This is a genomic window from Streptomyces sp. NBC_00316 (genome assembly GCF_036158715.1).
Lineage (GTDB): Bacteria > Actinomycetota > Actinomycetes > Streptomycetales > Streptomycetaceae > Streptomyces.
Window position 1 is genome coordinate 4737637 of record NZ_CP108023.1, and the last position, 23467, is coordinate 4761103.

Sequence of the window (23467 nt, forward strand, 5' to 3'; positions counted from 1 at the left end):
ATAAACCCGACGAATCCCTGTGCCGTTCACGCCTTTTCAGGCTTCCGGGGAGGGACCTTTTTTTGACGCACCATGCCGTTGTACGCAGACGGACCACCGGACGCAGGCGCGCGGCGCTCGCTGTTCTCACCGTGCTCGCGGCCGGGCTGGGTTCGATGCCGGCAGCGCACGCCGACGATCCGGTCACGGACATCACGATTCCGGCGACGTTGCGGACGACACCGGGTACCAGCAGCGTCATGAGTGCAGGGACCACGGGTTTCCTGCACGCCAGCACCACTCCGGGCGACTACGGGCTGGACTGGACGACGTATGACGGGGTCACCCGCAGGGTCGAAGGCGGCGACGGCTTGGGGTCGTGGGACCCGATCGAGCACTACGGCGCGGACTCGGACACGGTGGCACTGCCCCCCAAGGGCGGTGTGGGAGACGTCGTTCTGCGGGATATGGCGTCCGGGACGTCGACGATCGTCACGGTCCCCGCCGGCGAGCGGTACTTCACGACGCTCGGGGACACCGTGGTCGCAATCGGCCCGTCTGCCAACGACGGTTCGTGGTCCGAAATGCATCTGCTGCGAAACGACAACGGCACCACAACCGACCGCAAGGTGACCGGGCTGCCGGAGGGTGCAACCTTCGACACCGTCGGGCGGGCGACCGCGCGGGGATTCCTCACAACCATCATGGAATCCGGCAGTACGACCGTGCAGGACGGCTGGGTCGACCTCGGCACCGCAGAGCTCACGCTGATGCCGGAGGCGCACTACGGCCAACCCACGGTGACGGACCGTCATATTATTTTGATTACGGCGAAGGGCCTGCATATCTACGAGCAGGGGAAGTTCGATGCTCCTGTGCGTGATCTGCCCGCCTCCTTCGACGCCGAGAGGATCATCGGCGTCGTCGGCGACTCGCTCATCGTCGGGCGGTACGACCCCGCATACGGCGCCAGGGCGTACAACGCCGCCCAGTGGCGCGTCTTCGCTCGCCCCTTCGACGGGTCGGCGCAACGTGAACTCGTGGCTCGTGCAGTCCTGGACAGGGTGGTGGTCCGGCCGGACGGGGGCCTGGTGATCATGGGTGGTGCGTCCGCCCTGGATTACGGATTCACCGCCATCACGGCGGAGGGCACGGGTGAAGCGCATGCGGTGCGGCTGCACCCGATCGCGCCCGTGCCGATGACCACCCGGCGTGTGCTGATGGACAACGGACAGGTCAGCGCGTTGGAATACGGAGACAAGCGTACCGCTGTGTACACGCGTGACCTCACCGCGGCGTCCCCGGGCTACGGTCCCCGGATCGACCGGGGCAGCCTCCAGCGGCCGTTGCAGAACTGCGGCGACACCGTAGAGTCCTTCTGCCCCGCACTGGTCGCCACCGGGGACGGCCGGACCGTCTACCGGAGCGCCACCCCGGAGCAGGAGGGGACCCTCTCCGTGGTGGACAAGGACGGCGCGTTTCCTGGGATCCAGTGGAAGACGGGCTTCAGTGGCACGTGGAGCGAGGACGGCTACTACGGCACGGTCGTCCGCGCGGCGTCCGGGAATCTGGTGCTCGTCACCGGCCCGACGACCAGCGGCGTACGCGAGTCGCACGTGATCGACATAAACAACGGCGCGGTGGTGCGTAAGGAGCCGTCCGCAGTGAGCGCGCTCTGGGGCAACACCCTGTGGACGTCGTCCGAGACCGCCGTCGCGGGGAAGCTGACCATGACGGCCAAGGACGCACACACGGGAGCGCAGCTGACGACCGTGACCGTGGGGGCCGGATGTACCTCGCCGATCGACATCCAGGCCGTGGGCGAGTGGCTGTACTGGCGTTGCGACACCACAGCCCATCCCTACCAGTCTGCTGGTGTGTACAACCTGAGCACCCGTACGAACATACCTCTGACGGATGTCGGTACGGCGCAGCTCGGCAAGGGGGTCGTCGTGACCGCCGGCGCCACCCGCTACGACGTGCACAGCGGCACGGCCGTCGGGCAGCCGCTCGAAGGCTGGAGCCCCGCGCTGGACCCGCGGACCGGTGACATCGCCGTGCAGACGAAGACCGGCATCCGCGTCCTGCGCGCCGGCCTGCCCGCAGCTTCCCTGACCTCGCCGTACAGCGTGGTGACGACGACGGCCGACACGGACAGCACGCCCGTCGCCTGGCGCGGCGAGTGGTGGTTGTCCGAGCCGGCGGCGTCGTGGACGGTCACATTCCGGAGCAAGATCACCGGAAAGGTGGTGGCCACCCGCTCCGGCGGCGCCGCCACCTACTCCGTTGCCACCTCGTGGGACGGGCACGCCGCCGACGGCGGACTGCTGCCGAACGGTGCGTACACCTGGACGCTGACGGCGCAGCCCGCGGACGGTGTCGGAGCGGCGCTGACGAAGTCGGGGACGGTACAGGTGACGGGCGGCAGCGCGGTGCCGCGCGACTTCGTGAAGAGTGACGGGTTCGGTGATCTGCTGGCGTTCACGTCGGCGGGTGTGGCCGACTTCCGCGGCGGTACGGGTACGGGCCTTGTGGATGCGAAGGTGTCGGGGTCGGGTTGGACCGGTGCCAACACGGTGACGTCGGCGGTGCCGTTCGATGATGTGAGCGGTGACCGGTGCAATGACGTGCTGGTGCGGGTGTCGAGCGGTGAGCTGCGGGCGTACAAGCCGTCGTGCGGTGGTGCGCTGAAGTCGTCGACTGCGTACACGAAGGTCGGTGCGGGCTGGAATGTCTATGACGTGCTGACCTCGCCCGGTGATCTGACGGGGGACGGTCGCGCGGATCTGCTGGCTCGTGAGACGTCGACCGGTTACCTCTACCTGTACGAGAGTGCGGGTGCGGGTGTCTTCAAGTCGCGGGTGAAGATCGGTACGGGCTGGAAGGGCTACCTGCTGGCAGGTGCCGGTGATCTGAACGGTGACGGCAAGGGTGACCTGCTGGCGCGGGACGCGGCCGGAGTGCTGTGGCGCTACGCCGGTACGGGTAAGGGCACGTTGGCTGCTCGGGTGAAGGTCGGCGGCGGCTGGCAGATCTACAACTCCCTGGTGGGCGCCGGTGATCTGAGTGGTGACGGCAAGGCCGACCTGCTCGCCCGGGACACCTCCGGGGTGCTGTGGAGCTACAAGGGTGACGGCAAGGGTCTCTTTGCCGCGCGGGTGAAGGTTGGCGGCGGCTGGCAGATGTACTCCCGGCTCTCCTGAGTTCCCCGCCTTGTGGTTCGGGGCCCGTACGACACCGGCTCGGTGGCGTACGGGCCCTGTTGCATGGAACGGGCGCATGAGCGGCGCGTTGAACGGGTTCGAAAAACCTTCCGTTGCTGATGGGGTCGCTGGTAAGGTCCGCTCACGTGCATGGGGGCGGTGTGGTTGGGGGCCTTCTCGCACACTCTGCTCGGCATTTCCGCCGAGTGCAGACGCCGCTGATTTCCCATGCCTCTCAGATGTATCAGGGGAGGACCCGAGTGCCTCGTAGCGCTCTTCTACGCCATTCCGTTGCGGCTGTTGCCGCAGCGACCCTTCTTGCCGGTATCGGCCCGCTGTCCTCGACGGCGACCGCCGCCCCGGTTCTTGCGACGCAGGCTGGTGCCGCCGCAAGCCTCGACCCGTGGGCGGCGTCCGCGGCGCTGACGGACGGTACGGCCATCCAGGACGTTCTCGACGTCAGGACGGCCAAGAACGGAGCCGTCGTCGCCCTTTGGAACCGCATACCCAGCGACCACAGCAAGCGCGAACTCGTCGTGTCGGTGCGCCCGGCCGGCAGCGGCACGTGGGGAGCGCCGCACGTTCTCACGACTACGGCGTATGAGCGCGGCAATGCGGAGCTCGTCGTCTCGGCCGACGGTTCCGTCACGGCGGCGTGGGTGGAGTACCCGAACGACATCCCGAACCACCAGGAAAATCCGGGTGCTGCCTTCCGGATGGCCGTGCTCGCGGCCGGCGCCACGACCTGGTCCACCCCGGTCGACATCGTGACCGACCCGGACAACATCCAGGGGGGCAAGCTGGCCGGCTCGCCGTCCGGGACTCTCGTTGCGGTGTGGAGGCGCAACTCGGAACGCTCGTCCGAGCTGTACTCGTCGGTCCGTGAGGCGCCCGGCCAGGCCTGGTCGGAGCCGGCCCGGCTGGACGAGGAACTTGCGGACATGGAGCTCGTATCCGATCCGGAGCTCGTCTACTCGGACCAGGGCACGGCGACCGTGGCCTTCACGCAGTACGGTGCAGACAACGATGCGATCAAGGTCGCCGACCGGGTCCATGGCGGGACGGGTTGGACCAAGCCGGTCACCGTCTCCGCCCCGAACGCTCACGCGGACAACCCCACGCTGACACTCGGCCAGGACGGCCGCTCCACGCTGGTCTGGACGACTTGGGAGTCCCCGGAGGGCGCTGAGACGACCGAAGTGTTCACCCAGCGTCCGGCCGGAAGCCTGGCTTGGGGAGCCCCGGAGCCGATCAACGGGTTCGCGACCGGCGGCTGGCGCAAGGTCGCGGTCGGCCCCGAGGGCGATGTCACCGTGCTTGGGGTCGCCTATGCCGAGGGCTCCGGCTTCAGAGCCCTGACCGCCACCCGGTCCGCGGCGACCGGCAACTGGTCCGCCGTGAAGACCCTTTCCACGCGCTCCGCGTCGGAGTACCAGTTCGATCTCACGGTTGGTTCCGACGGGAGCGCGCACGCGGTGTGGACCCAGGGCGGCTCGCCCGGGAGGACGATGACGTCTTCCCGGGTGAACGGTGTCTGGTCCACGGCCCCGACGCCACTGAGCACCAACACCAGCGGCTACGCCAAGGGACAGATCACCGTCGGCGCCGACAACCGCCCCGTCGCCGTGTGGGAGCAGTCCACCGGTGACTTCACCACCCAGGTGCGTGCGGCCACCACCGCCCCCGCCCCCGTCAAGCCACTCCCCAAGTGGCGTGACTTCAGCGGCGACGGCAAGGGCGACCTGCTCGCGCTGACCTCGGGCGGGACGCTGACCGTGCGCACCGGGTCGGGCGCGGGAGGCCTCGGTACGGGCGCCTCGGCGACCGGCTGGCCGGCAACGTCGATGGTCGTTCCGTTCGGGGACCTCTCCGGAGACCGGTGCAACGACCTGCTCGTGCGGAACTCCGCAGGTGTGCTGACTCGGTACGACGGCAGCTGTGGGAAGGCCTTCTCTCCGAGCGGGACGCGGCTGACGATCGGCAGCGGCTGGAACATCTACAACGCGCTCACGTCGCCGGGCGATCTGACGGGCGACGGCCGGACGGACCTGGTGGCCCGCACGCCGGCCGGCGAGCTGTGGTTGTACGCCGACAACGGCGCGGGCAAGCTCGCACCGCGCGTGAAGATCGGCAATGGCTGGCAGATCTACAACACGGTCGTCGGCGTCGGGGATCTGAACGGTGACAAGTTCGGCGATCTGCTGGCCCGGGACACGGCCGGCGTGCTGTGGCGGTACAACGGCACGGGGAAGGGCACGTTCGCGACCCGGGTGAAGGTCGGCGGTGGCTGGCAGATCTACAACACGCTCGCGACCGTCGGCGACATCACCGCCGACGGCAAGGCGGACCTGGTCGCCCGGGACACGGCGGGCGTGCTGTGGCGGTACAACGGGACCGGCGCCGGCACGTTCGCCGGGCGGGTGAGGATCGGCGGCGGCTGGCAGATGTACAAGACCCTGTCCTGACGCGTGATCTGATGTTCAGGGCCCGTACGACTGGTGAATGTCGTACGGGCCTTGATAGTTGTGCACACATTCCCGTTTTGAACGGGTTCGAGAAATGCCTTCGCGACTGGTCGGATCGTTGCTACGATCCGCTCAGCTTTCCGGGCTCATGGGGAGAGCGGGGTGGGCCCCGCTGGGATCACCGCCACCATCCTGGCCGTCACTGCTTCCGACTTCTTCTTCGCCGACAGGCCGTCGTGGTTCCCCTTGCCCGTTTCTGCTCCTGGGGAGGGACACGTACATGAGGCGTCGTCGTGCGCGAAGATGCACTTCCATTGCCCTGACGATCGGGCTCGCAGCGGGACTCGGACTGACCGCCGGGGGGCAGGCCGGTGCCGAGGGCACTCCGGCGCCGCCGGGGAAGGTGTCGTTCGCGGCCAACCGGTATGTCCCGAGGGTGACCATCCCGTACGGGGCAGGGGCCTCGGGCGTGCTCTACCGGCAGGAGGGCCACGACGGGCTGCTGTGGACGAGCTGGGACGGTGTCACCAGAGACATCGATGTGCCCGATGCCTCTCCGGTCACGACGCATGCCGCCGCATACGCACTGACGAACCCCAAGTGGCTCCCGGCGGGCTCGGACACGATCATCACGTACGCCGGCGGGGAGTTGCGGGGGACGGATCTGGGCAGCGGAGCGACGAGTGTCTTTGCGCTGCCGGCGGGCCACGTCGCCGTGACATGGGCGGGGCGGCACGTGGTGACGCGTACCGGAACGGCTGGGGACTACACGTTCCACTTGGCCGAATGGGACGGCGGGGAGACGGCCACGGTCCACGCCACCATCGACCTGCCGGTCGGTGCCGAGATATCCGCCGCGGCGGCCGCGGACGATGCCACGTTGGTCGTCAGGTATCGCCGGTCGGACGGCGTCAATGGCCTCGGGCTGATCGACTTCGAGACCGGAAAGTTCACCGACGTGCCTGCCACGGCGGGCACCACGGTCAAGCAAGTGGTGCTGACCGCAGATCGCTTGGCCTGGCTGGGCGGAGATGTCAGCTGGGTGCCGCGCAGCAACCCGACGGCCGAACCCACCGTGATCGATCTGAAGCCGGAGTACAGAGAGCTTCCCGTGATCGGAGCGGCCGGCTCCACCTTGCTGGTCGCCTGGTACGCCCCGAACAACGATCCGGGCGACAGCGCTGACCAATCGGGGATGCGTCTGCACGCCATACCGTTCACGGGCGGCGACCCGGTCACTCTGGTGCGGCACGCTTCCTCGGTGGTGGCCGGAGCTGCAGACGGGAGTCTGGTCGTGGTGGCAGGTACGGACTCGGGGCAGTGGGCGCTGCGGAAGATTGATCCTGAAGCGCTCACGATGTCGGTAGTAGCCCCCGTGACGCCCGTGGTCGCACGCGTGGCGCGGCTCTCGCTGGCTAACGGGGTGATGGCGACCAATGAGACCGACTCCATGTTTCTGCCGTCGATCTTCGGCCGGACCGTCACCACGACGGCCGGCGGGCTCGCGGTGGGTGGTCCGTTGTACAAGGGTTGGGCAGATTCTCACAGCGGAGGACCGTGGTCGTCCGGAGACGGCCACGCGATCGCGACGGACAGCTGGGGCGACGAAACCGACGTCGGTGCCTTGTACGAGGTGGACGACCCACGCTGGTTCCGCATGAACTCCGGTAAAGGTTCCTTGATCGACCTCACCGGCCGTTACGTGATCCTCAACGGCACCAATCCGGATCTCCAGTACGTCGGCGATCTCGGTGGATACGACACGCATCCCCTCTCACGACCGATCAGAGCGGCCTCCGTCTGGGGCACCAAGCTGTGGTCCGCCACCACCACCGCCGGTGTGCTGACAGCGCAAGACCTGAAGACGCTGAAGATCACGACCACGATCAAGACGGGTGCCCCATGCGTGGCCAAGGAGCTTCAGGCGGTAGGCCGTTGGATCTACTGGTCCTGCGGCCCGACCGGGCAAGCGGGGGTCTGGGACCTGACGACCGGTAAGAACATCGACGTGCCACGTGGCGAGGCTCTGATCGGCGACGGCTATCTGGTCCAGCACGACAAGGCGGCCGGGAAGCTCAAGCTCACCGGATTCCGGGACGGCACGGCGAACGACACCCACGACATCGGTGACCTCCCCAGCTCTGCGGTGAACCAGCGAGGGGTGACCTGGACCGTCGACAAGTTCGGTGGTCCGGTTGCCTACATCGAGGCCGACCAGCACATGCATCTCGTACCGAGCGGGGTGGCGAAGCAACCGGTCGCGCCCATCGAGTCCGAGGTCGGCGCCACGGTCGGCTGGGCTAACCCCTGGAAGGCCCGCTGGCTGATGTCCCGTCCGGTGGCCTCCTGGCAGATCGTCATCAGGAACAAGGCCACCGGCACGGTCGTACACACCGAGGCGGGCAGCCCGAATGCGGGTGGTGGAACGGTCTCGACGACCTGGAACGGCAGAAATGAAAAGGGTGGATACGTGCCGAACGGTGCGTACACCTGGACGATGACGGCGAAGCCGGCCGATGGGCAGGGCCCGGACGCGATCACCTCGGGCACCTTGAAGCTGACCGGTGGTGCGGCAGTGCCGCGCGACTTCGTGAGGCGTGACGGGTTCGGCGATCTGCTGGGGTTCACGTCGGCCGGTGATTCCCACTTCCGGGCCGGTACGGGTACAGGCCGCGTGGATGCGACGGAGGTGGGCGTCGACTGGATCGGTGCGAACACGGTGACGGCGGCGGTGCCGTTCGATGATGTGAGCGGTGACCGGTGCAATGACGTGCTGGTGCGGGTGTGGACTGGTGAGCTGCGGGCCTACAAACCTACGTGCGGTGGTGCGCTGTACTCCACGACTGCGTACACGAGGGTCGGTGGGGGCTGGAACGTGTACGACGCGTTGACGTCCCCGGGGGATCTGACGGGGGATGGCCGGGCGGATCTGCTGGCTCGTGAGAAGTCGACGGGCTATCTGTATCTGTATGAGAGCAAGGGCGCCGGGGTCTTCAAGTCGCGGGTGAAGATCGGTACGGGGTGGAAGGGCTACCTCCTGGCTGGTGCGGGTGATCTGAACGGTGACGGCAAGGGCGACCTGCTGGCGCGGGACACCGCGGGTGTGCTCTGGCGCTACGCCGGTACAGGCAAGGGCACGCTGGCGACCCGGGTGAAGGTCGGCGGTGGCTGGCAGATCTACAACTCGCTCGTCGGTGTGGGTGATGTGAGCGGTGACGGCAAGGCCGACCTGCTCGCCCGGGACACGTCCGGGGTGCTGTGGAGCTACCGCGGTGACGGCAAGGGGCTCTTCGCGACGCGGGTGAGGGTCGGGGGCGGCTGGCAGATGTACAAGATCCTGTCCTGACGTGTGACCTGATGTTCAGGGCCCGTACGACTGCTGGATGCCGTACGGGCCCTGAGCCTTTGAACGAGTTCGAAACCCTCTGTCAGGCTGTCCGCGACTGCTGTTAGAGTCGCCGCATCTGCTCGGGGGTGGTGGTGCGAGCGGTAGCAGCCGCGCCACGAAGGACCACAGTGCGTTCACTGAGGACCTCCCCTCGTGCCATGTTTCCCGGGGAGGGACTTCCACATTGACTCGCTCATCCAGCGGGTGGAGAAGCCGGCGCGCGTCCGGCCGTATCGCCCTCTTGGTCACCCTGGCGGTCACCGCCGGGGTCGGTGCGACCGCCACGGGGACGGCTGTCGCCGACACGTCCGGCGAGACCGTCGTCGTGAAGCCGGGAGCACGCTTCGTGCCCCGTGCCACGCGTGTGCTCAACGCCGGTGAGACCGGCTTCCTGACGGCGCAGGAAGGCGACGACCGCCTGCGCTGGATCGACTACGCGACCGGAACAGCCACCGTTCTCGAACACCGGCTCCCGAAGCCGCTCGAGTACGACGTCGAGGCAGGCCGCCCCCTCGGCGACTGGCCCACCGGCTTCGGCCATGGGTCCGACACCGTGGCGATTTATTCGGAGAGCCCGAGCCCGCACGTCACGCTGCAACAGGGCGCGGGCGGCGGGGCGACCACCACCGTGCCGATTCCGGAAGGACAGTCGTACGTCGAGACGTACGGCACGACCGTCATCACCCGCACCGGTACCGAGAAGGCCACGACGAGTCTCCATCTGCTGCGGGCGGAGGCCGGTGGGGTCAAGGAGCAGCGGCTGGAAGGGCTTCCCGAAGGGTGGAGCCTGACCATTTCGGAGGGTGACACCCGGTCGGTCGTCGTCCGGGGGATCCGCTGGGAAGACACCACCATGAAGAACGGCTGGTGGCTCGTCGACCTCGCGAGCGGACAGGTCAAGGCGCTGGCCGCCGACGCCAACGACGTCACCCTCGGCAAGGACACCCTTCTGCAGGTGGGCCCGGGGGATGGCACCGGCGACGTCGCCGAGGTGTACGACCGGAACGATCTGACGGCCCCGCCCCGCGTGCTGGACATCAGGAACTTCTACGTCGACTCGTTCCGCATGCTCGGGAACTCGCTCATCGGCGCCCGCTCCCTCAACGGGGGGGACAACGAGTACCGCGGGCAGCCGCTGCTCCGTCTCTCCGACGACGGTGAGACCACCGAGGAACTGCTGGCCGTCGCCCGCACCGACCTGTCCTGGGCGCCGGACGGTTCCGTCCTGGTCGCCGGAGCCGAGACGCGGACCGACCGTGGCGCCCTCGACTGGGGCTACTACCGGTTCACGGCCGCCGCAGACGGCACCGTGACGCGCAAGCGCGTCGCCGACATCGAGGACATGCCCGCACAGCCCGCAGGCATCTCCCTGGGCAGCGGCATCCTCACCACGGCCGACGACTCGAACCTCTTCCAGCCGCACACGTACATCGGCGGCTACCGCAGTACGTGGCTCAAGACCTCAGGACGTCCCGAGGAGATCCGGACGACGGTGGACGGTCTCACCAGCGGGCGGGAGGCGGACTGCGGGTGGTTGGACGGCTCCTACTGCGTCACCATGCTCGCGAGCGGCGACGGACACCATGGCCAGAAGGAGGGCACCGAGCAGGCCGACGGCAAGACCAAGACGATCCTCTTCCCGAACGGGACCGCGAACTGGGGGCCGAGGCTCACCACCGGCATGCACACCCCGGAGCTCGTCGACCTCTCCGGCCGGTTCGGGGTCGTGAACGAGGCGTCGGGCGGCAATCAGGCGATCGTCGAGTTCCAGGGCGCCGATTCCGGCGCGGTGGTGGAGAACCGCTCACAGGCCGCCGCGACGGTGTGGGGCAACACATTCTGGAGTGGCCTCAAGGACTCGCCCACGGTGTCCTCGAAGAGCCTGCCGGCGGGTACGGCGGGCACCTCCTTCACCACGCTGAACAAGTGTGTTCCCACCGAGCTGCAGGCCGTGGGCCGCTGGGTGTACTGGGAGTGCCGGGACAACTGGTTCAGGGGCGCCGGCGTCTACGACCGGCAGACCGGGCGTTCCATGACGGCGCCGGACGCCAAGATCCTCCTTGCCGACGGCTACTTCGTCGCGTACACGGAGGAAGCCGGACTCACCCTCTTCGATCTGCACAACGGCCTGCCGACCAGCGGCGCGTACGTCAATCTGACCAACCGCCCGCTGGTGAGCGCGGCGGACCTGGGCAAGGGCACGGTGCGTCGCTCCGGCTGGACCGTCGACCGCTTCGGCGGCCACGTCGCGTACACCGGGGACGACCGACGGGTTCGCATCGTTCCCACGGGTGTCCCGGCCTCGCCGCTCTCGGTGATCGACACGAAGGCGCCCGGAACCTCGCTGGATCTGCGGGCCGCCGCTCCGAACTGGGCGGGCACCTGGTGGCTGTCCAAGCCGGCCGCTTCGTGGCAGGTCACGGTGAAGAACAACGCGTCGGGCCAGGTCGTGCGTACGGTGGCCGGCGGCGAGGCCCGCGGCACGGTCAGCGCCACGTGGGACGGCAAGAACGCGGCGGGCAAGTTCGTCGCCAACGGTGCGTACACCTGGACGCTGTCGGCGAAGCCGGCCGACGGTCAGGGCGCGGACCTGTCGGTGTCGGGTTCGGTGCAGCTGACGGGTGGTGGTGCGGCGGTTGCCCGTGACTTCGTCGGGGACGACGGGTTCGGTGATCTGTTGGCGTTCACGTCGGCGGGGGTTGCTGATTTCCGTGGTGGTACGGGCAACGGGACCGGCACGGTCAGTTCGAAGGTCTCGGGGTCGGGTTGGACCGGTGCCAATGAGGTGACGTCGGCGGTTCCGTTCGACGATGTGAGCGCCGACGGGTGCAATGACGTGCTGGTGCGTGTGAAGAGCGGTGAGCTCCGGGCGTACAAGCCGGCGTGCGGTGGTGCGCTGAAGTCGACGACCGCGTACACGAAGGTCGGTCTGGGCTGGAACGTGTACGACGCGTTGACGTCCCCGGGGGATCTGACCGGGGACGGGCGGGCGGATCTGCTGGCCCGTGAGACGTCGACCGGTTATCTGTACCTGTACACGAGCAAGGGCACGGGTGCATTCAACGCCCGCGTGAAGATCGGTACGGGGTGGAAGGGCTACCTTCTCGCCGGTGCCGGTGATCTGAACGGTGACGGCAAGGGTGACCTGCTGGCGCGGGACACGGCCGGTGTGCTGTGGCGCTATGCCGGGACCGGTACCGGCACGCTCGCGACCCGGGTGAAGGTCGGTGCCGGCTGGCAGATCTACAACTCGCTCGTCGGTGTGGGCGATGCGAGTGGTGACGGCAAGGCCGATCTCCTCGCCCGGGACTCGGCCGGCGTGCTGTGGGCCTACCGCGGTGACGGCAAGGGTCTCTTCGCCGCCCGCACCAAGGTCGGGGCCGGTTGGCAGATGTACTCCCGGCTCTCCTGAACCACCTGCGCCTCGCAGCTCGGGGCCCGTACGACATCGACTCGGTGTTGTACGGGCCCTCACTTTGAACAGGTTCGAAAATTCCCTATCGGCACCTGTGCGGCTGCTGTTAAAGTCGGCCCACTTGCATGGGGGGTTGGGGCCGGGGGGCTTTCACTTCGCGCGGACCGCGGCACTTGCTGCCGCGTCCTCCTCATGCCCTGTGTGGGTTCCCGGGGAGGGACGCGTATGACATCGGTACGGAAGGGCCTGTTGGCCCCATTGCTTGCCGCGGCCGTCGGAGGAGCGGTGCTCCTGCCGCTCAGTACCGGTGCGGCCCGGGCCGAGAGCCCCGGCGCCGAGGTGGTGCCGACCCCCGTCACCACGACCGGCGTCTGGGGCCTGGACTTCGGCGGTGGCGTGCTGAACACCGTGGAGCGTGCCGCCAACGGTGAGCAGTACGTCATGTCGCGCCGGATCAGCGCGGACGCGTCGTCCGCGGGCGAGCCGGTGCGCGGGGCTTTCGCAGGTCAGTACGCCTTCGGGCAGAGCCTTGAGCGGGTGCCGTGCGATGCCGGTTCCTGTGTGACCCTGGTCGCTGCGGGCAACGGCCACTACGGCGTGACTCAGGTGGGGTCGGACGGCCAGGAGACCGTGCAGGTCTGGGTAACTCCCAGCAGTCTCTACTACGTCCCCGACGCCACGTTCTCCACGACGCGGATCGTGGACCTGACCGGCCGCTACGCGGTCGTCGACGCGGGATCGCCCGCCACGCAGTACATCTCCGGGGTCCAGAAGTACCGGGCGACCCAGGAGAACTGGACGCGCAAGCCCACCGCCGCCGCAGTCTGGGGCACCAGGCTCTGGGCGGCGGGATCCGTCACCGGCGCGCTCACCTCGATCGACATCGCGCAGAAGAAGGTCATGGAGACGGTCGCCACCGGTGCCCCCTGTGTGATCAAGGAGGTGCGTACGGTCGGACGCTGGGTCTACTGGAACTGCGGGCCGGCCGGCGCGGCCGGAGTCTACGACCGTACGGCGAAGAAGTCCTTCACGGTGCCGTCCGGGCCCGCCCTCGTGGGTGACGGGTTCCTCGTCAGGCACGACCGGGACGCGGGGAAGCTCCTGCTCACCGACTTCCACACCGGCGTGGCCGCCGTGCCCCGGGAGGTGGCCGACCTCCCGGCCGGGAACACCGCCGACCAGCGACGGCTGACCTGGGCGGTGGACAAGTTCGGCGGGGACATCGCGTACGTCGATGCCGCGCACTCCCTCCACATCGTGCCCAGTGGTGTGCCCGCACAGCCCCTCGCGAAGATCGCTTCCGACGTCAGCGACAGCTACCTCGACATGAAGGGCAAGTACGGCGCGCCGGTGTGGTCCAGCACCTGGCAGTTCAACAAGCCGGCCACGTGGACGTACACGGTCAAGGATTGGCTCGGCCGTACCGTACGCACCATGAAGGGCGGTCCCGGTACCGAGGCCGACGTCGAATGGGACGGCCGGACCGACGCGGGAGAGCCCGTCGGCAACGGCCGGCACACCTGGTCCTTGCAGGTGACGGCCGAGGACGGCGTGGGGACGTACACCACCAGTGGCACCGTCTCGGTGGCCGGAGGGAAGGAGGGCTTCCACGACCAGGGCTACTTCAGCCTCGGTGACCTGGTCACCCTCAACTCCACCGGTGGGCTGACCGTCCAGTTCGGGCAGAGCGGAGGCCGCTTCGAGGGCAAGTCGTCCGGCTCCGGCTGGCCGGCCGGCACGCTTGCCGTGCCGTTCGCCGACACCGGCAGCGACCGGTGCGCCGAGCTGTTGGTGCGGATGCCGGGCGGAGAGCTGCGGCAGTACGCCGGACGCTGTGGGCAGTCGGGGTACACGCCGGGCAGCAGCCATACGTCGATCGGCAAGGGCTGGCAGCAGTACGACGTGCTGACCTCGCCCGGCGACCTGAACGGGGACGGCCGGGCCGACCTCGTCGCCCGCCAGACGGCCACCGGCGACATGTATTTCTACGCAGGAGCGGCCGGTGGGAAGTTCGCGGCCAGGGTCAGGATCTTCGCCAACTGGAAGACGTACGGGCAGATCACGGGCGTCGGCGACATCACCGGTGACGGCCGCCCCGACCTGCTCGGCCACGACCGCGACGGCGGCCTGTGGCGTTACAACGGATTGGGCAACGGCACCTTCGCGCCGCGGGTGAAGGTGTTCTCGGACTGGGGGCGTACCTACAACTCGGTCGTGGGCATCGGTGACCTGAGCGGCGACGGCAAGAACGACATCGTCGTGCGTGACTCGGCCGGGAAGCTCTTCCGCAACGACGGCAACGGCAAGGGATCGTTCGGGCCCCGTACCCAGATCGCCACCGGGTGGCAGGTCTACAAGGGGATCTTCTGATGAGCACACGTGCAAGCAGGGCAACAGCGCGGCGCCGTTCCGGCCGCCTCCTCACCGTGGTGGCGGCTTCTGGGGCGCTGGTCTCGGGGCTGCTAGGCGCGGGGGCGCCGGGCGCGGCGGCGGCCTCCTCCGTGCCGTCATGGGTCATCCCGCTCTACAACGAGGACTGGGCGAACGGCTCCCACCGGGCCTGTACCGGCATCGTCCTGTCGAAGACCAAGACGCTCGCCACCCCGGACTGCTTCACCGGGATGGACGAACAGGACATGGCCTCGGAGTACAGCCTGACGTCAGGCCAGATCACCGGCGGTGCCGGCGGGATCTCGTACCGCAGCCATCCGCAGTACGACGCGACGAGCCGCCGCGCCGCCCTCACCGTCGTCACCCGGCGGACCCCGGACAACAGCGGCAAGCCGGTCCTCGCCGCCGCGGCGGACTCGGCGCTCCGGGCAGCCGGGGCGAAGGCGACGTACTACTCCTGGTCCGGTCTCGACCTCGACTCGGCGCCCCGGGTGCGCCACTCCGAACAGGTGGTCGTGAAGTCGGCGGCGGAATGCGCCTCGCTGCTCGGGGCCGCACTGCCGTCCGGGGCGCTGTGCACCGCGCCCGCGCCGGGCGCACCGCCGGTCGCGGACGAGGACCAGTGCTTCGGGGACGCGGGCGGCGCCCTGGTCGCCGGCGGCAAGCTCGTCGCCGTCTCGGCGACGAAGTCGACCGGGTGTGTACAGGGCGGGGTCCGCCTCTACACCCGTATCGACTCCTACCGGGCGCTGGTCGACGAATGGTCCAGGGACGTCGACCTGGACTACAGGAACAGCGGCAGCGTGCTCGCCCTGGAGAAGCTCGGGACCGACTACTACTTGATCGACATCTGTACGACGGACACGCAGCGCAGGCTGCAGGACTGCTATGTGGACAGCACCGGCTCTGCCGTGGCCGGTGGCTATTCCACACTCCTGCAGGCCGGGGACATGAACGGCGACGGCTACGGCGACATGATCGCGCGTACCACCGGCGGAACCCTCTACCGCGTACCCAGCAGCGACGCCGAAGGCCCGGACGGCTTCGACCACCGGGTGCGGATCGGCGGCGGCTGGAACATCTACAACCAGCTGGTCGGTGTCCGTGACATCTCCGGCGACGGCCGGGTGGACCTCATCGGCCGGGACTCCGGAGGGGTGCTCTGGCTCTACCGGGGCACCGGCGACGGCAAGTTCGCGGGCCGTACGCGCATCGGCGGCGGCTGGAACGTGTACACCTCGCTCGCCGGGCGCGGTGACCTCTCCGGTGACGGCCGGTCTGACCTGGTGGCGCGGGACAGGGCCGGGGTCCTCTGGCTGTACCGCGGCAACGGCAAGGGCGGGTATGCCGCCCGTACCCGGGTCGGCGGGGGCTGGAACGTGTACAACGCGATCGTGGCGAGCGGGGACATGGACCACAACGGGCGGCAGGACATCTTGACCCGCACGCCGGCCGGGGCGGTGTACCTGTACAACGCCGACCACAAGGGCGGGTTCGACAGCAGGAAGCAGCTCGCGGTCACGCGCTGGAAGAACTACGCCAAGATCAGCTGAGAGCGGTCGAGGCGGCCCCGCCTCGCGTCACCGTATCGAGGCTCGAGACGGCGCATGCCGTGCCCCCGGCGAGGGAATCGCTGGGGGCATGACAAACACCAGCACACACCGTCCCCGCGGTGCCCCGGAGCCGGGCGCGGACGAAGCGCGCCTGGCCGAACTCGGCTACACGCAGGTCCTCGCCCGCCGGATGTCCGCGTTCGCCAACTATGCCGTCTCGTTCACGATCATCTCGGTGCTCTCCGGCTGCCTGACGCTCTACCTGTTCGGCATGAACACCGGCGGCCCGGCCGTCATCACGTGGGGCTGGGTCGCGGTCGGCCTGATGACGTTGTTCGTCGGCCTGGCGATGGCGGAGATCTGTTCGGCGTACCCGACGTCCGCGGGCCTGTACTTCTGGGCGCACCGGCTGGCCCCGCCGCGTTCGGCGGCGGCCTGGGCCTGGTTCACCGGCTGGTTCAACGTGCTGGGGCAGGTCGCCGTCACCGCCGGGATCGACTTCGGGGCGGCGTCGTTCCTGGGGGCGTACCTGAACCTCCAGTTCGACTTCGAGGTCACGCCAGGCCGTACGGTCCTGCTGTTCGCCGCGATCCTTCTGCTGCACGGGCTCCTGAACACCTTCGGGGTCCGCATCGTCGCCGTCCTGAACGGCGTGAGCGTGTGGTGGCATGTACTCGGGGTCGCCGTCATCGTCGGCGCCCTGACCTTCGTACCGGACTCCCATCAGTCGGCGTCGTTCGTCTTCACCGAGTTCGTGAACAACACCGGGTGGGGCAGCGGCTTCTACGTCGTGATGATCGGCCTGCTGATGGCCCAGTACACGTTCACCGGCTACGACGCCTCCGCCCATATGACGGAGGAGACCCACGACGCCGCGACGGCCGGTCCGCGCGGCATCGTCCAGTCGATCTGGACGTCGTGGATCGCCGGTTTCGTCCTCCTCCTCGGCTTCACCTTCGCCATCCAGTCGTACGACGGAGCCCTGAACTCCCCGACCGGCGCCCCGCCCGCCCAGATCCTGCTGGACGCCCTCGGCGCCACCACCGGAAAGCTGTTGCTGCTGGTCGTCATCGGCGCCCAGCTGTTCTGCGGGATGGCGTCCGTGACCGCGAACAGCCGCATGATCTACGCGTTCTCCCGGGACGGCGCACTCCCGTTCTCCCGTGTCTGGCACACGGTCAGCCCCCGCACCCGAACCCCTGTCGCCGCAGTCTGGCTGGCCGCGATCGGCGCACTCGTCCTGGGTGTGCCGTACCTGATCAACGTCACCGCGTACGCCGCAGTGACCTCGATCGCGGTGATCGGCCTCTACATCGCGTACGTCATCCCCACCCTGCTCCGACTCCTGCGCGGCGACGACTTCGTCCCGGGCCCCTGGCACCTGGGCCGCTGGTCCCGGCCCATCGGGATCGTCGCGGTGGTGTGGGTGGCGGTCATCACGGTCCTCTTCATGCTGCCGCAGCTGTCCCCGGTCACCTGGGAGACGTTCAACTACGCCCCGGTCGCGGTCCTGGTGGTGCTGGGGTTCGCGGCGACATGGTGGTTCGCGTCGGCGCGCCACTGGTTCCTCAAACCGGATCACAAGGGTGCGAGCGCGGACATTGCACCGGACTGACCGGCCCGAGTTCCCGGTTCGACGGGCCCGGCGACCGATACTCGATCGGCGGCCGGGCCGCGGCGGGCTATGCTCAGGGGTGATCGGCAAGGGCCGTTAGCTCAATTGGCAGAGCAGCGGACTTTTAATCCGTTGGTTGTGGGTTCGAGTCCCACACGGCCTACCGGACCCCTCGGGGTCGGAGCCCCCGTTGACCTGCGTCAACGGGGGCTCTGTCATGTTCGGAGCCCGCTCGGGGCGGAATCCGATGGTCAGGTGCTCACCACGGGGTCACGCCCGTCATCGGCGGGCGCAGACTGCACCGTCTGCCGGGCCCGCGGCACGAGCGCCGAAGCGCGGTCCGCTGCGTCCCGCCAAACCGTGCTCCATGAGCAGGTGTTCGCCACGGCTCGCCGACGGAGGCGATCCGCGCGGAGGCCCGCGCGTGGCGCGGCGTGGACCGGGCGCCATGGATCGCATGAGCGTCGAGGACGCGGTCCGCGCCTGCTGCGCGCCGGGCGGTCACTCGGCCGGGACCCCCCGGCCGAGTGATCACACCCGCGTCCTGCTGCCTCTTCTTCGCGGCGGCGCGCCGGTTGCCGTCGATGTGCGGTACATCGTCAGTAGGCTGACGCGTCCGGACGAAGGAGCACACCCCATGAGCCTGCGCCTGAAGGCGATCACCCGTGAGGAGCACCTGGCGTTCGTCGGGCGCCGGCCCTCCGCGAGCCACATGCAGGTTCCCTCGTGGGGGGATGTGAAGCCGGACTGGCAGGCACGGAGCCTTGGTTGGTTCGACGAGGGCGACCGGCTCGTCGGTGCGGGGCTGGTCCTGCTCAGGCCGCTGCCGAAGCTCAAGCGGTACCTCGCCTATCTGCCCGAAGGGCCGCTCATCGACTGGTCCGCGCCGGATCTGGACCGGTGGCTGCGCCCGATGCTGGGCCATCTGAAGGCGCAGGGCGTGTTCTCGGTGAAGATGGGCCCGCCCGTCGTCACCCGCCGCTGGAGCGCGGAGGCCGTCAAGGCCGCGATCGCCGATCCACAGGCCGGACGGCTGCGGGACGCCGAGGCCACGTCCCACGAGCCGGGGGCCCTCGCCGTCGCCGACCGGCTGCGCGCGATGGGCTGGCAGCAGACCGAGCCGGGCGACGAGGACGGGTTCGCCGCCGGCCAGCCCCGGTACGTCTTCCAGGTCCCGTTCGCCGGGAAGTCGCTGGAGGAAGTCCAGCAGGGCTTCAACCAGCAGTGGCGCCGCAACATCAAGAAGGCCGAGAAGGCGGGCGTCAAAGTCGTCCGGGGCGGCTATGAGGACCTGCCCGTCTTCTACGAGCTCTACGTGGAGACGGCGCGACGGGACAGGTTCATCCCGCGCCCGCAGGCCTACTTCGAACGGATGTGGACCGCCCTCGCGGACGAGGACCCGGACCGCATGCGGCTCTACCTCGCCCATCACGAGGGCGAGGTCCTCTCGGCGGCGACGATGCTGACCGTGGGCGAGCACGTCTGGTACTCGTACGGCGCGTCGACCGACCGCAAGCGCGAGGTCCAGCCGAACAACGCCATCCAGTGGCGGATGATGTCCGACGCCCACGAACTCGGCGCGAGCGTCTACGACCTGCGCGGCATCACGGACACCCTGGACGAGGGCAACCACCTGCTGGGCCTGCTCCGGTTCAAGGTCGGCACCGGTGGTCAGGCGGTGGAGTACCTGGGCGAATGGGACTTCCCGCTCAACAGGTTCCTGCACAAGGCGCTCGACCTGTACATGTCCCGCCGCTGAGGCCGGGCCCGGGAAGTCCCCCACGCCCCTCGGGGGTCAGTCCTCGCCCTCCAGTTCCCCTTCCGTCTCCAGGAACACCTGGCGCAGCGCCTCCAGTACCGCGGGGTCGGGCTTGGCCCACATGCCGCGGGACTCGGCTTCCAGGAGGCGTTCCGCGATGCCGTGGAGGGCCCAGGGGTTGGCCTGCTGGAGGAACTCGCGGTTGGCCGGGTCCAGGACGTACGTCTCGGTGAGCTTGTCGTACATCCAGTCGGCGACCACGCCCGTCGTCGCGTCGTAGCCGAAGAGGTAGTCGACCGTCGCGGCCAGTTCGAAGGCGCCCTTGTAGCCGTGGCGGCGCATCGCCTCGATCCACTTCGGGTTGACCACGCGGGCGCGGAAGACGCGGGACGTCTCCTCGACCAGGGTGCGGGTGCGGACCGTTTCCGGGCGGGTGGAGTCGCCGATGTACGCCTCGGGGGCCGTGCCGCGCAGGGCGCGGACGGTGGCCACCATGCCGCCGTGGTACTGGAAGTAGTCGTCCGAGTCCGCGATGTCGTGCTCGCGGGTGTCCGTGTTCTTGGCGGCCACGGCGATGCGCTTGTACGCCGTCTCCATCTCGTCGCGGGCCGGGCGGCCGTCCAGTTCGCGGCCGTAGGCGTAGCCTCCCCACACCGTGTAGACCTCGGCGAGGTCGGCGTCGGTGCGCCAGTCGCGGCTGTCGATGAGCTGGAGCAGGCCCGCACCGTAGGTTCCGGGGCGGGAGCCGAAGATGCGGGTGGTGGCACGACGTTCGTCGCCGTGTTCGGCGAGGTCGGCCTGGGCGTGGGCGCGGATGTGGTTCTGCTCGGCGGGTTCGTCGAGGGATGCGGCGAGGCGTACCGCGTCATCGAGCAGGCCGATGGTGTGCGGGAACGCGTCGCGGAAGAAGCCGGAGATGCGCAGGGTCACGTCGATGCGCGGCCGGCCCAGGTCGGCGAGGTCGATCGGTTCCAGGCCGGTGACGCGGCGCGAGGCGTCGTCCCAGACCGGGCGGACACCGAGCAGCGCCAGCGCTTCGGCGACGTCGTCGCCCGACGTACGCATCGCGCTGGTGCCCCACAGGGAGAGGCCCACCGAGGTGGGCCATGTGCCGTTGTCGGTGCGGTAGCGCTCCAGGAGCGACTCGGCCAGGGCCTGGCCGGTCTCCCAGGCGAGACGGGAGGGGACCGCCTTGGGGTCCACCGAGTAGAAGTTGCGGCCGGTCGGCAGGACGTTGACCAGGCCGCGCAGCGGGGAGCCGGACGGGCCCGCCGGGACGAACCCGCCGTTCAGGGCGTGGACGGTGTGGTCCAGTTCCGCTGTGGTGGCGGCCAGGCGGGGGACCACTTCGCGGGCGGCGAAGTCGAGGATGTCCGCGACCGGCCGGGGGTGGGACGCCGCCACGGTCGCGACGGCCGACGGGTCCCAGTCCGCGTCCTCCATCGCCTGGACCAGGGCGCGCGCCTGTTCCTCGGCCTCGTCCGCCGTGGTGCGGGTGGCGGCGGACTCGTCGAGGCCCAGGGCCTCGCGCAGCCCCGGCAGCGACGCCGTACCGCCCCAGATCTGGCGGGCGCGCAGGATCGCCAGGACCAGGTTGACCCGGTCCGGGCCGGCCGGGGCGCCGCCCAGGACGTGCAGGCCGTCGCGGATCTGGGCGTCCTTGATCTCGCAGAGCCAGCCGTCCAGATGCATGATGAATTCGTCGAAGCCCTCGTCGTCCGGGCGGTCGTCGAGTCCCAGGTCGTGGTCGAGCTTCGCGGCCTGGATCAGGGTCCAGATCTGGGCGCGGATCGCGGGCAGCTTCGCCGGGTCCATCGCGGCGATCTGAGCGTGCTCGTCGAGGAGCTGCTCCAGGCGCGCGATGTCGCCGTAGCTGTCGGCGCGGGCCATCGGCGGCACGAGGTGGTCGATCAGGGTGGCGTGGACGCGGCGCTTGGCCTGCGTGCCCTCGCCCGGGTCGTTCACCAGGAACGGGTAGACGAGGGGAAGATCGCCCAGTGCCGCGTCCGGGCCGCAGGCGGCGGACAGGCCCGCGTTCTTGCCGGGCAGCCACTCCAGGTTGCCGTGCTTGCCGAGGTGGATCACCGCGTCGGCGCCGAAGCCGCCGTCGTCCTGGGCGGCCGCGATCCAGCGGTATGCGGCCAAGTAGTGGTGCGAGGGCGGCAGATCGGGGTCGTGGTAGATCGCGATCGGGTTCTCGCCGAAGCCGCGCGGCGGCTGGATGAGGATCAGGAGGTTCCCGCGGCGCAGGGCGGCGAGCACGATGTCGCCCTCGGGGTTGCGGGAGCGGTCCACGAACATCTCGCCGGGGGGCGGGCCCCAGTGCCGCTCGACGGCGTCGCGGAGTTCTGCGGGGAGCGTCGCGTACCAGCGCCGGTAGTCGGCGGCCGGGATCCGCACCGGGTTGCGGGCCAGCTGCTCCTCGGTCAGCCACTCCTGGTCGTGGCCGCCGGCCTCGATCAGGGCGTGGATCAGCTCGTCGCCTTCGCCGGAGACCAGTCCGGGGAGGTCGGCCTCGGGACCGAAGTCGTAGCCCTCGGCGCGGAGCCGGCGCAGCAGGGCCACGGCGCTGGCCGGGGTGTCGAGGCCGACCGCGTTGCCGATACGGGAGTGCTTGGTCGGGTAGGCGGAGAGAACGAGAGCCAGGCGCTTGTCCGCGGCCGGGATATGGCGCAGCCGCGCGTGGCGTACGGCGATTCCGGCGACCCGGGCGGCACGCTCGGGGTCGGCGACGTACGCGGGCAGGCCGTCCTCGTCGATCTCCTTGAAGGAGAACGGGACGGTGATCAGCCGGCCGTCGAACTCGGGGACCGCGATCTGGCCGGCCGCATCGAGCGGCGAGACGCCCTCGTCGTTGTCCTCCCAGTCGCTGCGCGAGCCGGTCAGGCAGAGCGCCTGCAGGATCGGTACGTCGAGGCCGGTGAGGGCGCCCGCGTCCCACGACTCGTCGTCGCCGCCCGCCGACGCCTCGGCGGGCCGGGTGCCGCCGGCGGCGAGGACGGTGGTGACGATGGCGTCGGCGGCGCGCAGTTCGTCGATGAGTGCGGGTTCCGGGGTACGCAGCGAGGCGACGTACAGGGGGAGGGCGCGGGCGCCCGCGCCCTCGACCGCCCGGCAGAGCGTGTCGATGAACGCGGTGTTGCCGCTCATGTGGTGGGCGCGGTAGTAGAGCACCGCGATGGTCGGGCCGTCGGTGGCGCGCGCGGTGCGTTCCAGGGGACCCCAGGAGGGGGCGGGCGCCGGGGGTTCGAAGCCGTGGCCGGTCAGCAGGACCGTGTCCGAGAGGAACCGGGCCAGCTGGTCCAGGTTGGCGGGGCCGCCGTGCGCCAGGTAGGCGTGGGCCTCGGCCGCGATCCCGATCGGCACGGTGGAGGCGGCCATCAGCTGGGCGTCGGGGGCCTGTTCACCGGTGAGAACGACGACCGGCCGTCCGGTGGCCAGGACTTGGTCGAGTCCCTCCTGCCAGGCCCGGACACCGCCGAGGAGACGTACGACGACGAGGTCGGCGCCGTCGAGGAGAGCCGGGAGGCCGTCGAGCGGCAGGCGCGAGGGGTTGGCGTAGCGGTAGGTCACCGGACCGTCCGCGGCGCGGGCGCTGAGCAGGTCGGTGTCGGACGTCGACAGGAGCAGGATCATGCGGCGTCGGGCCTTCCTCGGGGTGTCCACGCCCCGGGCGGTGTCGGAATGGGGTTCTCCCCT

General features: G+C 69.4%; 9 protein-coding genes and 1 tRNA gene. 9 read left to right on the forward strand and 1 reads right to left on the reverse strand.

Annotated features, from left to right (window positions below; all coding sequences use genetic code 11):
* Positions 1–62: 62 nt before the first annotated feature.
* The 9 genes from OG878_RS21105 to OG878_RS21145 all read left to right on the forward strand — a co-directional run bounded on the left by OG878_RS21105 (position 63) and on the right by OG878_RS21145 (position 19768).
* Positions 63–3182, forward strand: coding sequence for an FG-GAP-like repeat-containing protein (locus OG878_RS21105; protein ID WP_328888219.1), 3120 nt, complete (start codon positions 63–65; stop codon positions 3180–3182).
* Positions 3183–3442: 260 nt separating this feature from the next.
* Positions 3443–5647, forward strand: a complete 2205-nt coding sequence (locus OG878_RS21110) for an FG-GAP repeat domain-containing protein (RefSeq protein WP_328888220.1) — start codon at positions 3443–3445, stop codon at positions 5645–5647.
* A 436-nt stretch (positions 5648–6083) separates the two neighbouring features.
* The gene (locus OG878_RS21115; RefSeq protein ID WP_328888221.1) at positions 6084–8993 is read left to right on the forward strand and encodes an FG-GAP-like repeat-containing protein; all 2910 of its coding nucleotides are present in this window, start codon (positions 6084–6086) and stop codon (positions 8991–8993) included.
* A gap of 283 nt (positions 8994–9276) precedes the next feature.
* Complete coding sequence (locus OG878_RS21120; protein ID WP_328888222.1) at positions 9277–12447, forward strand: FG-GAP-like repeat-containing protein; 3171 nt, start codon at positions 9277–9279, stop codon at positions 12445–12447.
* Between the two features lie 228 nt (positions 12448–12675).
* A complete protein-coding gene (locus OG878_RS21125) occupies positions 12676–14820 on the forward strand; it encodes an FG-GAP-like repeat-containing protein (RefSeq protein ID WP_328888223.1) in 2145 nt (714 codons plus the stop codon).
* The gene (locus tag OG878_RS21130) at positions 14820–16394 is read left to right on the forward strand and encodes an FG-GAP-like repeat-containing protein (RefSeq protein ID WP_328888224.1); all 1575 of its coding nucleotides are present in this window, start codon (positions 14820–14822) and stop codon (positions 16392–16394) included. Before OG878_RS21125 ends, OG878_RS21130 begins: the two co-directional genes overlap by 1 nt.
* Positions 16395–16482: 88 nt before the next feature.
* On the forward strand, positions 16483–18009 hold the full coding sequence (locus OG878_RS21135; RefSeq protein ID WP_328888225.1) for an amino acid permease: 1527 nt from the start codon (positions 16483–16485) through the stop codon (positions 18007–18009).
* Between the two features lie 90 nt (positions 18010–18099).
* Positions 18100–18172: transfer RNA gene (locus OG878_RS21140), tRNA-Lys, on the forward strand.
* 474 nt (positions 18173–18646) lie between these two features.
* On the forward strand, positions 18647–19768 hold the full coding sequence (locus OG878_RS21145) for a lipid II:glycine glycyltransferase FemX (protein ID WP_328888226.1): 1122 nt from the start codon (positions 18647–18649) through the stop codon (positions 19766–19768).
* Positions 19769–19804: 36 nt separating this feature from the next.
* On the opposite strand, the gene cobN is transcribed toward OG878_RS21145, so the two are convergent.
* Entirely contained in the window at positions 19805–23404 is a 3600-nt protein-coding gene (gene cobN, locus OG878_RS21150; protein WP_328891319.1) for a cobaltochelatase subunit CobN, read from the reverse strand.
* Positions 23405–23467: the final 63 nt, after the last annotated feature.

Coding starts and splice junctions, on each gene's coding strand:
- OG878_RS21145 (WP_328888226.1), top strand. CDS start 18,647: ATGAGCCTGCGCCTGAAGGCGATCACCCGTGAGGAGCACCTGGCGTTC.
- OG878_RS21130 (WP_328888224.1), top strand. CDS start 14,820: ATGAGCACACGTGCAAGCAGGGCAACAGCGCGGCGCCGTTCCGGCCGC.
- OG878_RS21135 (WP_328888225.1), top strand. CDS start 16,483: ATGACAAACACCAGCACACACCGTCCCCGCGGTGCCCCGGAGCCGGGC.
- cobN (WP_328891319.1), bottom strand. CDS start 23,404: ATGATCCTGCTCCTGTCGACGTCCGACACCGACCTGCTCAGCGCCCGC.
- OG878_RS21125 (WP_328888223.1), top strand. CDS start 12,676: ATGACATCGGTACGGAAGGGCCTGTTGGCCCCATTGCTTGCCGCGGCC.